This window comes from Arthrobacter sp. SAFR-044, assembly GCF_059414985.1.
Genome location: NZ_JBPFDN010000001.1, coordinates 437,980 through 450,764, shown reverse-complemented (window position 1 = coordinate 450,764; position 12,785 = coordinate 437,980). Strand labels below are relative to the sequence as shown.

Below are 12,785 nucleotides of genomic sequence, written 5' to 3'. Positions count from 1 at the left end.
GGGCCTACTTCTTGCCGGCAGCGAGGAGGTCCGCCGTGCCCTTGGCGTCGGCGGCGTCCACGTCGTGCAGCGAGATGCCCCGGGTTTCCTTCAGGAAGAAGACCGCGACGGCGGTGATGGCACACGCGATCAGCAGGTACACCGCCACGGGCACGGAGGACTTGTAGGTGCCCAGGAGCGACGCTGCGATGATCGGGGCCAGGGAGCCTGCCACGATGGACGTCACCTGGTAGCCCAGGGAGACGCCGGAGTAGCGCATCCGGGTGGGGAACATTTCCGCCATAATGGCCGGCTGCCCGGCGTACATGAAGGCGTGGAACACCAGGCCGATCATGATGGCCGCCAGGATGATGAAGTCGTTCTTCGTGTCCATCATGGGGAAGGCGAAGAAACCCCAGGTGGCACCCATGATGGCGCCGGCCATGTAGACCGGCTTGCGGCCGAACCGGTCCGACAGCTTGCCCACCATGGGGACCACCGCGAAGTGGACGCTGTGGGCAACGAGCAGCAGCAGGAGGATCCGCGTGGTATCGGCCTGCACCACGGTCTTCAGGTAGGTGATGGAGAACGTGACCACCAGGTAGTAAAGGATGTTTTCCGCGAAGCGCAGGCCCATGGCGGTGAAGACGCCGCGGGGGTAGCGCCGGAACACCTCGGCGACGCCGTAGCCCTTGTGGCCGGCATCAACTTCTTTACGGGCTTCCAGGAAGATGGGGGCGTCGTTGACCTTGGTGCGGATGTAGTAACCGATCAGGACGATCACGGCGGACAGCCAGAACGCCACGCGCCAGCCCCAGCCCAGGAACGCGTCCTGGGTCAGCGTGGAGGACAGGACGAACAGCACGGCCGTGGCCAGCAGGTTGCCCAGGGGCACCGCGGACTGCGGCCAGCTGGCCCAGAACCCGCGGGATTTGTTGGGGCTGTGCTCTGCCACGAGGAGGACGGCGCCGCCCCACTCCCCGCCCACGGCAAAGCCTTGGGCAAACCGGAGGAAGACCAGCAGTGCGGGCGCCCAGTAGCCGATCTGCGAGAACGTGGGCAGGCAGCCCATGAGGAAGGTGGAGACCCCCACCAGGATGATGCTCAGCTGCAGCAGCTGCTTGCGGCCGAACTTGTCGCCGAAGTGGCCGAAGACGATGCCGCCGATGGGGCGTGCAACGAAACCGACGGCATAGGTGAGGAAGGCAGCGATGATACCGTCCAGTTCCGTGCCGGCGTTGGGGAAGAAGGCCTTCCCGAACACCAAGGTGGCGGCCGATGCGTAGAGGAAGAACTCGTACCACTCCACGACGGTGCCGGCCATGGACGCCGTTACCACTTTCTTCAGGCCTGAAGCCTTGACGTCGGTTTCCTCTGTGCGCCTTGCGGCGGAGCTTTCCGTACTCATGTGAACTCCTTCGGCGTCGTCGTCGACACCACGGGGACCAGTCAATGGCAAACGGATGTGATGCACACCACGAAAGCCGGATTCGATGAGTATGGTCTGCCTGCGGCGCAACCTCAACGCCGAATAGTGCAGAAGGCATCTGCAGGAATGCACACTGCCGGGTGTTCCCGGGGCGCTGCCTAGGCCAGGAAGCTGCTCCGCAGCTGGCCGCCCAGCTGCCCAATCTCGGTCAGGAACCCGTCGTGCCCGATCGGCGCCTGGATGACATGGACATCCACGTCGCCAGGCAGGGCCTGGGCCAACTCGTGGGACTGGGACGGGAAATAGAGCCTGTCGGAGTCCACTGCGGCCACGAAGAACCGCGCCGTGGAGGTGGCCAGGGTTTCGGCCAGGGTTCCCCGTCCCCGGCTGACATCGTGGCTCATCAGCGCTTCAGTCAGGGCGATATAGCTGTTGGCGTCGAACCGCTTCACCAGCTTGTTGCCCTGGTGGTCCAGGTAGCTTTCCACCTGGTAACGGCCGCGGGAGGCCAGGACTTCCCCCTGCAGGGGGGACTCGGGCGCCTGGGGTTCCCGGCCAAAGCGGCCTTCCAGTTCCGCAGCCGACCGATAGGTGATGTGGGCGATCCGGCGGGCGAGCGCCAGCCCGTCTTCCGGACATGGACCGCCGTAGTAGTCCCCGCCGTTGAAGTTGGGGTCCTGGCGGATGGCCAGCGTCTGGGCCTGTGCGAAGGCGATCTGTTCGGCTGTGCTGGCGGCCCCGACGGAAATCACGGCGCAGCGCTGCACACGCCCGGGATAGGTCACTGCCCATTCCAGTGCGCGGGCGCCGCCCATCGACCCGCCTAGGACGGCGAACCAGCTCTTGATGCCCAACTGGTCCGCCAGCCTTGCTTCGGCGACAGTGCTGTCGCGCAGTGTGACGAGGGGGAACCTGGAGCCCCAGGGGCGGCCGTCCGGGGCCGGCGACGACGGGCCGGTGGATCCGTAGCAGCCGCCGACAATGTTGATGGACACCACGAAGAAGCGGTCCGTATCCACGGGAGCGCCGGGACCGGCCAGCTGCTCCCACCAGCCTTCTTCGTCGGTGTCGCCGCGGGTTACGTGGGTGCTGCCGGTCAGGGCGTGCTCGATCAGGATGGCGTTGCTGGCGTCCGCGTTGAGCGTCCCCCAGGTTTCGTAGGCCAGGGTGACGTCCGGGAGGTATCCCCCGGCTTCGAGTTCCAGTCCCCCGATGGAGGCGTAACGGACGATTCCGTGTTCGGGGATGGTGGTTCGGGCGACGGTAACCGTCATGGCAAGACCTCTTCTACGCGCTTGCCTGCCGTCGTCTGACCGGCAGGCCAGGTCCTCACCCGGGGCACCCCACCGCGGATGGAGGGTTGCCGGCCAGCAAGCCGGGGCTGTCACTGGCACTCATGACCTGGTTCGAGTGTACGAAACACCCCCCGCTCCAGGCCAAGAGTATGACTGGTTGTGACTTCCCGGCTTGCCGGCGGCACCGGCGGTGCCCCTGGCGTGTGGGGCTAGGAGTCAGCGCTCTTGGCTGCCCGGAATCCTGCTTCCAGGTCGGCCAGGATGTCGTCGATGTGCTCCAGGCCCACGGAAAGCCGGACCAGCCCCGGATGAACCCCGGCCACCACCTGCTGCTCCGGCGAGAGCTGGCTGTGCGTGGTCGACGCCGGGTGGATGACCAGGGAGCGGACGTCACCGATGTTGGCCACGTGGGAGTGCAGCTCCAGTGCATCAACGAAGCGCTTGCCGGCTTCCGCGCCGCCGGCCAGGTTGAAGGCCACGACGGCGCCCGTTCCCTTGGGCCCGTACTTGCGGCCACGCTCGTACCAAGGGCTGGACGGCAGCCCCGCGTAGGCGACGGATTCGACGTCGTCCCTTGCTTCCAGCCAGCGCGCCACATCCGTGGCATTCGCAACGTGGCGCTCCACCCGCAGGCTCAACGTCTCCAGGCCCTGGGAAATCAGGAAGGCGTTGAAGGGCGACACCGCCGAGCCCAGGTCGCGCAGCAACTGCACACGGGCCTTGAGGATGTATGACAGGTTGGCCCCGAGTGCGCCGCCTTCACCCAGGTCGCGTGCGTAGACAAGGCCGTTGTAGGTGGGATCCGGGGTGTTGAAGCCCGGGAACCGTTCCGGGTCCTTGCCGAAATCGAACTTGCCGGAATCGACGATGACGCCGGCAATGGCTGAACCGTGGCCGCCCAGGTACTTGGTGGCCGAGTGGATCACGATGTCCGCGCCCCACTCCAGCGGGCGGATCAGGTAGGGGGTTGACAAGGTGTTGTCCACGATCAGGGGAACCCCGGCCTGGTGGGCCACCTGCGAGATGCCTTCGATGTCCAGGACATCCTGGCGCGGGTTGGACACCACTTCACCGAAGAAGAGCTTGGTGTTGGGCTGCACGGCATCGCGCCACTGGTCCAGGTTGTCAGGGTCGTCCACGAAGGTGACCGAAATGCCGAACTTCTTCAGGGTGTGGGCGAACAGGTTGTAGGTTCCGCCGTAGAGGCTGGGGCTGGCCACGATGTGGTCCCCTGCCTCGGCAATGTTCAGGACGGCGAAGGTTTCGGCGGCCTGCCCCGAGCTCAGCAGCAGCGCTGCCAGGCCTCCTTCGAGGCTGGCAATCCGCTGCTCGACGGCGTCCTGGGTAGGGTTGCCGATGCGGGTGTAGATGGGTGCAAGTTCGGCCAGGGCAAAGCGGTTGGCGGCGCTTTCGGCGCTGGGGAACACGAATGACGTGGTCTGGTAGATGGGCAGGGCCCGGGCACCCGTGGCGCTGTCCACCTCCTGCCCTGCGTGGATCTGGCGGGTTTCGAAGGACCATCCGTTGGACATCCAAATCTCCTTTGACATGGGCCCGGCATGCTCACCGGCAGTACGGGCCGCGCTTGCTCCCGGCTGTTGCCGGAGAGCCAGGTCTTCACCCGGGGCACCCCACCGCGGATGGAGGGTTGCCGGCCAGCGGGCCGGGGCTTGGCGCTGGCACTCATGACCTGGGCCCAGTCTAGGAACCGGATGGTTGCCCTGGACAGCATTGTGACGAACATGGTCTTCATGCCGGTCCTTCTGCCTCGGGACGGGGGCGCCCCGCCCGTCAAATGCTAGTAAGGGTACCCTTAGCTGAGAGCCGGATCACAAAGTGCCAAGATGATCGCATGCGCATGGATCACGTCTCTTACGCCTGTGAACACGATGGCCTCGCGGCCACTACCGAACGTATTGCAACTGCCCTCGGCGTTGAGGCAGTGAAGGGTGGCGTACACCCCCGGTTCGGAACCCGAAATATGATCATCCCGCTCGCCGGCCACAAGTACCTGGAAGTCGTCGAGGTCCTGGACCACCCGGCGTCGGACAAGGCACCGTTCGGCCAGGCCGTGCGGGCCCGCTCCGCTGCTGGTGGCGGCTGGATGGGCTGGTGCGTCGAAGTGGACGACCTCGCCCCCTTCGAGGAACGCCTTGGCCGCGCCGCCGTGAACGGCAACCGCAAGTTCCCGGACGGCCGCGAGCTGGTCTGGAAGCAGATTGGCATCCTGGGCCTCATCGCCGATCCCCAGGTGCCGTACATGCTCAAGTGGGAGGGCGATCCCTCACTCCACCCGTCCAACGCGTACGAGAGCAACCTCAAGATGAGCTGCCTGACCATCGCCGGTTCCGCCTCCCGCGTAACCGAGTGGCTGGGCGAGCCGGTGGAGAAACCGCTTGAGGACGTTGCGGTCGAGTGGGTGGCCCCGCACGGAACACCGGGCATCCTCTCGGTCACCTTTGAAACCGCCAACGGAGCCGTCACTATCTGACCCTCCAGCCCCTTCCCTTCCGGCTTTTCCGGGAGGATCCCGGGTTGCTCCCGGGCAAGCTTCGGCCGCCATTAGGTGGTGACAACGGCGTCACCACCCAATGGCGGCGGAATTCATTTAAGTGCTATCTGCTGTTGCAAAGTGCGGTGCCGCATATTCTTCTGCGCCACACGTGCTCCTTTCGTGCCGGAAACTTGGGCCGCGAAAAGGAACCTCCGCATGGAAAACGTACGACGACGGCAGGCGGCTTCGGTGCTCGGCCCGCCCGGGCGGTCAGCGGCACAGGCGCAGCTCATAATGTCAGACCCCTGTTGGATGATTCTTCTATGGGTATAGGAGTTGAGGCGGCAAGGGCACCGGAAGGTGTTCACGCCTGCATTGCTGCCCTTGATGCGCTGCACCGTGAAGACGCATTTATAGCTGCCGGAGTGGGTGCTGGTTCCGATGTAGATGTTCTGCAGCGGCGGTATGAGATCCGGCTGGAGCGTCTGGAACTTCGGTCCCGGCTCACGGCGCAACTCGCGGCCGGACAGGCACAGGACGCCGCCGACGCCGCGGGGTTCCAGGAGGCGATGACTCCGCCGGACGCCTCCGTTCAGGACCGCACTTACGCCGAAATGTCCGTTGTGGAGGAGATCGCCGGGGTCCTGACCATCAGTTCCGCCGCAGCAGGCGCGTTGGTGGACCAGTCCCGCCGGATCTGCTCCCTGCCACACGTGTTTGAGGCACTGGCCGCGGGCGTGATGTCGTGGCAGCACGCGAAGATCATCGCAGACGAAACCGAAGGCCTCACCCCTGAGGGTGCGGCGTCACTCGTGGCGCACTTCTTCGACCCCAACGTACCCCACCCCGCCCGCGGCGCCGCTCCAGGCGAACTCATCCCCTTCCGGTTCCGGGCCAAGGTCCGTGCCTGGCGCGAACGCCACCACCCCGACTCCATCGAAAAACGCCACGCCAAAGGCTGCGCCGACCGAAGGATGGAGTACACCCCGGACCGCGACGGCATGGCCCGGGTCACGCTCTACCTGCCCGGCGACGCCGCGTGCGCCATCTGGAACCGCACCACCGCGATCGCCCGCGGCCTCCAAGGCCCCAACGAACCACGCACCCTCACCCAACTCCGCCCCGACATCGCAGCAGCACGACTCCTCAGCACCGGCAACACCCTGACCGGCACCGGCAACACCACCACCGATGGGGGCGGGCCCGCTGACCCGACACAGGGCGCGGCCAGCGGTGACGCGCTTCGGGGTGCGATGGTCCTTTCTGCTCCCCATGATGCAACGGGGCAGGGCAGCGACAACGCTTCCGGGAGTGCCGCCACTTCAACGGCCGTCACAAAAATCGGCGAAGTCCCCACCCCGCGGGCCGATGTACTCGTCATGGTGCCGGTGCTCTCGCTGCTCGGGGCGACCGAGGAGCCGGCGGTGCTGGACGGACTCGGACCCATCCCGGCATCCATGGCCCGCAAACTCGTCGCCGACGGTGCGGAGTCCTTCTACCGGGTCCTCGTCGACCCCAGGGACGGCGCGCCCTTGGAGATCGGCCGGAAGAACTACCGGCTTCCCGAGACCATCAAACGCTGGATCAGGATGCGCGACGGAAAGTGCACCTTCCCCGGCTGCACCAACCACACCCCCGACAACGACACCGACCACCTCAAAGCCTGGGAACACGGCGGCACCACCGGCACCAGCAACCTGGGACAACTCTGTCCCAAACACCACCGGCTCAAACACCACAGCCAGTGGACACCAAACCCGGCAACCAACAATGAACCACCCGGCTGGACCTCACCCACCGGCCGCCACTACAAACCTGAACACCCCCACCCCGAACCAACACACTTGCCACCAGGATTCCTGCCGACGGATGCTCCTGCGCGCGCCATCGAGGTGGCAGCACCACAAGAAGCCACTTCTCCGCTGGACCTAGCGCCACCATGGATCGGGCCGCACCTGTCGGAAGATCCGCAGTGGCAAGAATTCCTCGCAGAGATGCCGGTGTGGCCAGATCCGCCTGTCGAAGAACCACCGGGCGACAACGTGCTGGATTCAGACCAGCTGTGCCCTGCCGATCCTCTGTGGGATGAGTTCTATGCAAAGCCCTACGTACTGCCACCCGACCCGCAAGCGGACTGGCAGTTGCTGCTGTCGCAAATGTGATGGGGGTGATGTTCAGGACTCCACCGCTTATTCCGCGCAGGGATTATGACCGGGCCCGTGGCCTGCGGGCGTTGCTATCCCAGCCCGACCGCCTTACCGAAAAGGCTGAAGCCCACGAAAGCCACAATGTCCAGCAGGGCGTGGGCAATAACGAGCGGCATGACGCGCTTGGTGCGGGTGTAGAGCCAAGCGAAGACGACCCCCATCACGGCGTTGCCAATGAAAGGGCCGAAGCCCTGGTACAGGTGGTAGCTGCCCCGCAGCAGCGAGCTTACGGCGATGGCCAGTGGCGTGCTCCAGCCAAACTTGCCGAAGCGGTCCAAAAGGTACCCCACCACGATGACTTCCTCGAGCACCGCGTGGCGCATCGCCGAGAGGATCAGGACAGGAACTGTCCACCAGTATGCGTCCAGGGCACTGGGGATGATGGCAGTGGTGATGCCGAGCGCCCGGCCGGCCGCATAGAGCCCCAAGGACGGTATCCCGATCAGCGCGGCCAGCCCCAGGCCCTGCAGCAGGTCCTTTCCGGGCCGGGCGAAGTTGAACCCAAGCTTCCGGAAGGCTGAACCGGAGTTGCGCGCGTCGCCGGGGGAAGCCTGGCGCTGGTCAGTGAGGAAGTAGAGAACCAGCAGCACCGGAACCAGCGCAAAGATAATGTCGAGCAGCTGGTATGTCAGATCGAAGTACTCGCGGGTGCTCTGCGACCGGTTCAGGGTGGACGTGCCCTCGGCCAGCGGGGCGCGGGTCACCTTGTCGAGCAGCTGCACCACGGAGTACACAGCCGACTGGCCCAGGGAAAGGCCCAGGACGATCCAGACTTCGAGCCGCAGTCGACGGCGGGAGGGAACCAGCATGTTTCCATCTTGCCTTCAGATTCTGGATCCGGCCTGATGGAGCGGCAGGTGTCCAGCAGCCCGATAGGCCAGGGCCCCGCGCAGCGGCTCGGATTTAGGCCGGCGCCACAATCACTTCCGTGCCATTGGCTTCAAAGGCTGCCTTGTCGCGGGCAGAGATACCGGAGTCGGTGATCAGCCGGGTGAAGTTGTAGCCGTCCATGGTGGCAAAAGCCCGCACGCCGACTTTGGAGGAATCAGCCAGGACGTAGGAGACCCTGGCGCGGGAGGCGAGCAAGGCATTGACGGAGGCCTCCCCCTCCCCCGTGTTGGTGGGCCCCACCTCAGGATCGATGCCGTTGACGCCGATGAAGGCGATATCCAGCACCACTTTCTGCATGATGATGTCCGTGTAGGGTCCCACGAGTTCATACGAGCGCGGGTTGAGGATGCCGCCGGTAACCATCACCTTGATGTTCGGCCGCACCGCCAACTGGCCGGCGATGTTAATGGCATTCGTCACCACGGTGAGCGTCGGCTGGTTGGAGGGTGCGTTCAGGTCCTCACGGGTGGCCAGGATCTGCGCAAGCGCGGTGCTGGTGGTGCCCCCGCAGAGACCGATGACCGCACCCGGCCGAATCAAGGCAGAGGCGCACTGCGCGATTTGTTCCTTGGCTTCGGCATGGTCGTCGCGGTTGTAACGCCCCGGCAGGTCGTACGCCAGGGCACCGGTGGTGGCGCCCCCACGGGTCCGCGTCAGCAGGCGGCGCTTGGCAAGGCTGTCCAGGTCGCGCCGGGCGGTGGCGGGGGAAACGTTGAGGGTGCTGACGATCTCGTCGACCTCCACCTGGCCGGTCCTGGCCAGCAGGTCAAGAATCGCCGTCAACCGGTCGGTACGAGTCATGCAAGCGGGCCTTTCGATACATCAGCCACCGCTTTGGATGACGTTTCCTGATTATAAGCAGAAGGAAAAGATCAGGAACAATCATACAGGGGATGGGAACTAACGCTCCCGCACTCCTGCCCGCCACACAGCGTACGTCAGCGGCATTCCCGGCCGGTAGGCGAGATGCGTGGCGGACGGCGCGTTCAGCAGGTGCAGGTCGGCCCGGTGTCCGACGGCGATCGACCCCACGGCGCGTTCGCCGTCGGTATCCCGGCCGGTTTCCCTGCGCAACGCCAACGCCCCGCCGTAGGTCGCGGCACGGACGGCCTCGTGCACGCTCAAGCGCAGCTGGAGGACGGCAGTTGTCACGCAAAAGGCCATGGAACTGGTGTATGACGTGCCCGGATTGCAGTTGGAAGCCAGCGCCACCTGTACCCCGGCGTCGAGAAGTTCGCGGGCGGGGGCCAGCGGCTGGCGGGTGGAGAGGTCGCAGGCAGGCAGGCAGGTTGCAACGGTGCCCCGCTCGCCGGCTCCTGCGGCTGGATCCCAGCCCGACCAGGAGGCAGCCAGGGCTTTGACGTCCTGTGCAGCAAGGTAGTTAACGTGGTCCACGCTCGCGGCTCCAAGCTCCAGGGCAAGCTGCACGCCAGGGCCTTCACCGAGCTGGTTGCCGTGCACGCGCAGCCCCAGCCCGGCGTCGCGGCATGCCACCAGCACGCGGCGGGACTGCTCGGCGTTGAATGCGCCCTCTTCGCAGAAGACATCAGCCCACTGGACGTAAGGGAGGACCGCGTCGAGCATCGGCCCGCAGACCAGGTCCGTGTAGGCCTCCGGGTCCTGCCCGGCGGGCACCAGGTGGGCGCCGAGGTAGGTCACCTGGTCCGCGATGGTGGAGGCAATGCGCGCACTCCGGGCCTCGTTCTCAACGTCCAGCCCATAGCCGGTCTTGGTTTCGAGGTACGTGGTTCCCTGCGAGACGGCCTCGGCCACCCTGCCCATCGCCAGCCGGGTGAGGTCGAAATCGGACGTGGCACGCGTGGCGTTCATGGTGACGGCGATGCCACCGGCGGCATAGGACTCCCCTGCCATCCGGGCTTCGAATTCGGCAGTGCGGTCCCCGGCGAACAGCAGGTGGCTGTGCGAGTCCACCCACCCCGGCAGCATGGCGCGCCCGCCGGCGTCAACGGCGTCATCCGCCGCCGGAGCATCGGCCGCCGCCCCGATCCAGGAGATCCGTTCACCCTCGACCACCACCGCCGCATCCTTCAAAACCCGGTGCTCCAGGTCCTGCGTCATCAGCTCGGCGATGTTGGTGATCAAGGTGCTCATGGAATCATTCTTCAGCGTCGGATGGACCAGCGGGTCGCCGCCAGTGCCAGAGCTGTCCGGGATTCCGGACGGTCCGCAGCCCCGCCGGACGCCGCCGGACCGGAAAGAATCTGATCCGCTGCAAGCTCCGCCAGGGCCGCAGAGGTCTGGAAGCCGTAGCCACCCTGCCCGGCAAGCCAGTAAAACCCGGCAGCTTCGGCGTCGAACCCTGCCACCGGCACCCCGTCCGCCGCCTCGGTGCGCAGGCCCGTCCAGGCCCGGCGGATTCCGGTAATCCCCAAGCTGGTGATCGCATTGAGCTTTTCCACCAGGCGCTCCACGTCCCCCGGGCGGGGGCGCGCATCCTCAGGGCCGCTGGGTACGGTTTCCGAGGGAGAAATCAGGACGTCCTGGCCGTCAGGACGGAAATAAAACGTGTTGTCCGCCCCGGCCACCATGGGGGTGGCAGCCGGCAAGGGATGGTCAACGGCGGCAATCGCCGCGGTGCGCCGGTACGGCTGGAGGCCCAGCTTTTCCACGCCGCTGAGCACCGCCAGCTCGTCTGCCCAGGCGCCTGCAGCATTGACCAGCACCGCGGCCTCAAAACCCTCGGCACCGGCGCCCACTTGCCACCCGGAACCGAGCCGTTGCGCGGAATGCACGCGGGCGCCGGTGATGATGTCTGCGCCAGCGGAGAGCGCGCGCTTGCGGTGCTCCTCCAGCAGAAGGGGCGCATTGCAGCCAAAGGAGCCGGTATCCAGTCCGGCGGCTGCAAAGGTTCCCGGGAGCAGCGCTGGACAGAGCCCAAGGGCACGGTCCACCGGAATGGGCTGCATGTGTCCGCTGGCTTCCGCGGCGACATCCTCCGCAGAGCCCACCAGCATGAAACTGCGCGGCGTCAGGACGGGCTCCGCCGATTCCGCGTCGCGTGCCGCGAGCAGCTCAAGGGTCCGGACGGTGAGCTCCTGCACCACGGGAGGCCCGTAGCTGGGAATCAGCTGGCGGGCGGAGCGGGAGGACGTGTGGTACGCCAGCTCCTGCTCCGCCTCCACCAGCGCAACGCTGCAGCGGCCGGCAAGCGCGGACGCCAGGGACAGGCCGGCGATGCCGCCGCCCACAATTAGGACATCGTAGTGTGCTGCCATCCGTCCATCCTGACAGAGTTCCTGCGAACTGGAACCCCGCCTTCGGGGACTCCTGTCAGGCTGCTGCCTCGGCCCGGCTGGCGACGAACGCACCTACGCACGCTTCGACGTCGTCCGCTGAGTGCGCAGCGGAGAGCTGCACCCGGATCCTGGCGGCACCGCGCGGGACCACGGGGAAACTGAAGGCGGTGACGAAGACGCCGTGCTGCAGCATCCGGTCCGCCACTTTGGCGGCCATGACGGCGTCGCCGAACATGACCGGCACGATGGCGTGCTCGCCGGGGAGCAGGTCGAAGCCTTCCTCGGTCATGCGGCGGCGGAACAGTTCGGCGTTTTCGAACAGGCGGCGGCGCAGGTCGGCCGAGTTCTGCACCAGGTCCAGCGCCTTGAGGGTGGCGGCAACGATGGCCGGTGCCAAGGAGTTGGAGAACAGGTAGGGCCGCGCTTTTTGGCGCAGCATGGCGACGATCTCGCCCCGCCCCGAGACGTAGCCGCCGGATGCTCCACCCAAGGCCTTGCCGAAGGTGCCGGTGTAGATGTCAACCCGGTCAGAGACGCCGGCGTGCTCGGGGGTGCCGGCGCCGGTGCCGCCCATGAAGCCCACTGCGTGGGAGTCGTCCACCATGACCATGGCGCCGTACTTTTCGGCGAGGTCGCAGATGGCCTCGAGCGGGGCCAGGAACCCGTCCATCGAGAACACGCCGTCGGTGACGATGAGTTTCCGGCGGGCGTCCTGTGCCTCCTGCAGGCGGGCCTCGAGTTCGGCCATGTCCTGGTTGGCGTAGCGGTAGCGGCGGGCCTTGCAGAGGCGGATGCCGTCGATGATGGAGGCGTGGTTGAGCGCGTCGGAGATTACGGCGTCGTCCGGGCCCAACAGGGACTCGAACACGCCGCCGTTGGCGTCGAAGCAGCTGGAGAACAGGATGGTGTCTTCTGTGCCCAGGAACGTGGAAACCTTGGCTTCCAGCTCAAGGTGCAGGTCCTGGGTGCCGCAGATGAAGCGGACGCTGGCCATGCCGAAGCCGCGCTCATCCATGGCGGCCTTGGCGGTGCTGATGATGTCCGGATGGTCGGCCAGGCCCAGGTAGTTGTTGGCGCAGAAGTTGAGCACGTCGGCTCCCGGGCCGCCGATTTGCCCGGCGGTGATGTGGCTGGACTGGGGCGAGCTGATGCTGCGTTCGGTCTTGTACAGTCCCGCGCTGCGGATCCCGTCCAGTTCTTCGCGCAGCTGGTCCTTGATGGAGGTGTACATGG

The 12,785-nt window shown here is 66.1% G+C and carries 10 protein-coding genes and 2 riboswitches; of the genes, 2 read left to right on the top strand and 8 right to left on the bottom strand.

What is annotated here, in order from left to right:
• Positions 1-4: 4 nt before the first annotated feature.
• The 3 genes from ACR65J_RS01910 to ACR65J_RS01900 all read right to left on the bottom strand — a co-directional run bounded on the left by ACR65J_RS01910 (position 5) and on the right by ACR65J_RS01900 (position 4,235).
• A complete protein-coding gene (locus ACR65J_RS01910; RefSeq protein WP_440165562.1) occupies positions 5-1,387 on the bottom strand; it encodes an MFS transporter in 1,383 nt (460 codons plus the stop codon).
• Between the two features lie 179 nt (positions 1,388-1,566).
• On the bottom strand, positions 1,567-2,682 hold the full coding sequence (metX, locus tag ACR65J_RS01905; RefSeq protein ID WP_440165560.1) for a homoserine O-acetyltransferase MetX: 1,116 nt from the start codon (positions 2,680-2,682) through the stop codon (positions 1,567-1,569).
• A 12-nt stretch (positions 2,683-2,694) separates the two neighbouring features.
• Positions 2,695-2,810: riboswitch (SAM riboswitch) on the bottom strand.
• A 102-nt stretch (positions 2,811-2,912) separates the two neighbouring features.
• Positions 2,913-4,235 (bottom strand): bifunctional o-acetylhomoserine/o-acetylserine sulfhydrylase, encoded by a 1,323-nt coding sequence (locus tag ACR65J_RS01900; protein WP_440165558.1) that lies wholly within the window; start codon positions 4,233-4,235, stop codon positions 2,913-2,915.
• 44 nt (positions 4,236-4,279) lie between these two features.
• Positions 4,280-4,394: riboswitch (SAM riboswitch) on the bottom strand.
• 161 nt (positions 4,395-4,555) lie between these two features.
• Here ACR65J_RS01900 and ACR65J_RS01895 point away from each other — a divergent pair.
• A complete protein-coding gene (locus ACR65J_RS01895; protein ID WP_175318149.1) occupies positions 4,556-5,194 on the top strand; it encodes a VOC family protein in 639 nt (212 codons plus the stop codon).
• A 326-nt stretch (positions 5,195-5,520) separates the two neighbouring features.
• A complete protein-coding gene (locus ACR65J_RS01890) occupies positions 5,521-7,359 on the top strand; it encodes an HNH endonuclease signature motif containing protein (RefSeq protein WP_440165556.1) in 1,839 nt (612 codons plus the stop codon).
• 74 nt (positions 7,360-7,433) lie between these two features.
• On the opposite strand, the gene ACR65J_RS01885 is transcribed toward ACR65J_RS01890, so the two are convergent.
• The 5 genes from ACR65J_RS01885 to ACR65J_RS01865 all read right to left on the bottom strand — a co-directional run bounded on the left by ACR65J_RS01885 (position 7,434) and on the right by ACR65J_RS01865 (position 12,783).
• On the bottom strand, positions 7,434-8,213 hold the full coding sequence (locus ACR65J_RS01885; protein WP_440165554.1) for a CPBP family intramembrane glutamic endopeptidase: 780 nt from the start codon (positions 8,211-8,213) through the stop codon (positions 7,434-7,436).
• 94 nt (positions 8,214-8,307) lie between these two features.
• Positions 8,308-9,096 (bottom strand): DeoR/GlpR family DNA-binding transcription regulator, encoded by a 789-nt coding sequence (locus tag ACR65J_RS01880; RefSeq protein ID WP_440165552.1) that lies wholly within the window; start codon positions 9,094-9,096, stop codon positions 8,308-8,310.
• Between the two features lie 99 nt (positions 9,097-9,195).
• Positions 9,196-10,407, bottom strand: a complete 1,212-nt coding sequence (gene hutI, locus ACR65J_RS01875; RefSeq protein WP_440165550.1) for an imidazolonepropionase — start codon at positions 10,405-10,407, stop codon at positions 9,196-9,198.
• An 11-nt stretch (positions 10,408-10,418) separates the two neighbouring features.
• On the bottom strand, positions 10,419-11,531 hold the full coding sequence (locus tag ACR65J_RS01870) for an NAD(P)/FAD-dependent oxidoreductase (protein WP_440165548.1): 1,113 nt from the start codon (positions 11,529-11,531) through the stop codon (positions 10,419-10,421).
• Positions 11,532-11,586: 55 nt separating this feature from the next.
• Positions 11,587-12,783, bottom strand: a complete 1,197-nt coding sequence (locus ACR65J_RS01865; protein ID WP_440165546.1) for a glycine C-acetyltransferase — start codon at positions 12,781-12,783, stop codon at positions 11,587-11,589.
• Between the last annotated feature and the right edge of the window lie 2 nt (positions 12,784-12,785).

Bases quoted from the DNA above. Each gene is read 5' to 3' on its own strand.
- ACR65J_RS01910 (WP_440165562.1), bottom strand. From the start codon at position 1,387: ATGAGTACGGAAAGCTCCGCCGCAAGGCGCACAGAGGAAACCGACGTC.
- ACR65J_RS01890 (WP_440165556.1), top strand. From the start codon at position 5,521: ATGGGTATAGGAGTTGAGGCGGCAAGGGCACCGGAAGGTGTTCACGCC.
- ACR65J_RS01900 (WP_440165558.1), bottom strand. From the start codon at position 4,235: ATGTCCAACGGATGGTCCTTCGAAACCCGCCAGATCCACGCAGGGCAG.
- ACR65J_RS01895 (WP_175318149.1), top strand. From the start codon at position 4,556: ATGCGCATGGATCACGTCTCTTACGCCTGTGAACACGATGGCCTCGCG.
- ACR65J_RS01885 (WP_440165554.1), bottom strand. From the start codon at position 8,213: ATGCTGGTTCCCTCCCGCCGTCGACTGCGGCTCGAAGTCTGGATCGTC.
- ACR65J_RS01865 (WP_440165546.1), bottom strand. From the start codon at position 12,783: ATGTACACCTCCATCAAGGACCAGCTGCGCGAAGAACTGGACGGGATC.
- metX (WP_440165560.1), bottom strand. From the start codon at position 2,682: ATGACGGTTACCGTCGCCCGAACCACCATCCCCGAACACGGAATCGTC.
- ACR65J_RS01870 (WP_440165548.1), bottom strand. From the start codon at position 11,531: ATGGCAGCACACTACGATGTCCTAATTGTGGGCGGCGGCATCGCCGGC.
- hutI (WP_440165550.1), bottom strand. From the start codon at position 10,407: ATGAGCACCTTGATCACCAACATCGCCGAGCTGATGACGCAGGACCTG.
- ACR65J_RS01880 (WP_440165552.1), bottom strand. From the start codon at position 9,096: ATGACTCGTACCGACCGGTTGACGGCGATTCTTGACCTGCTGGCCAGG.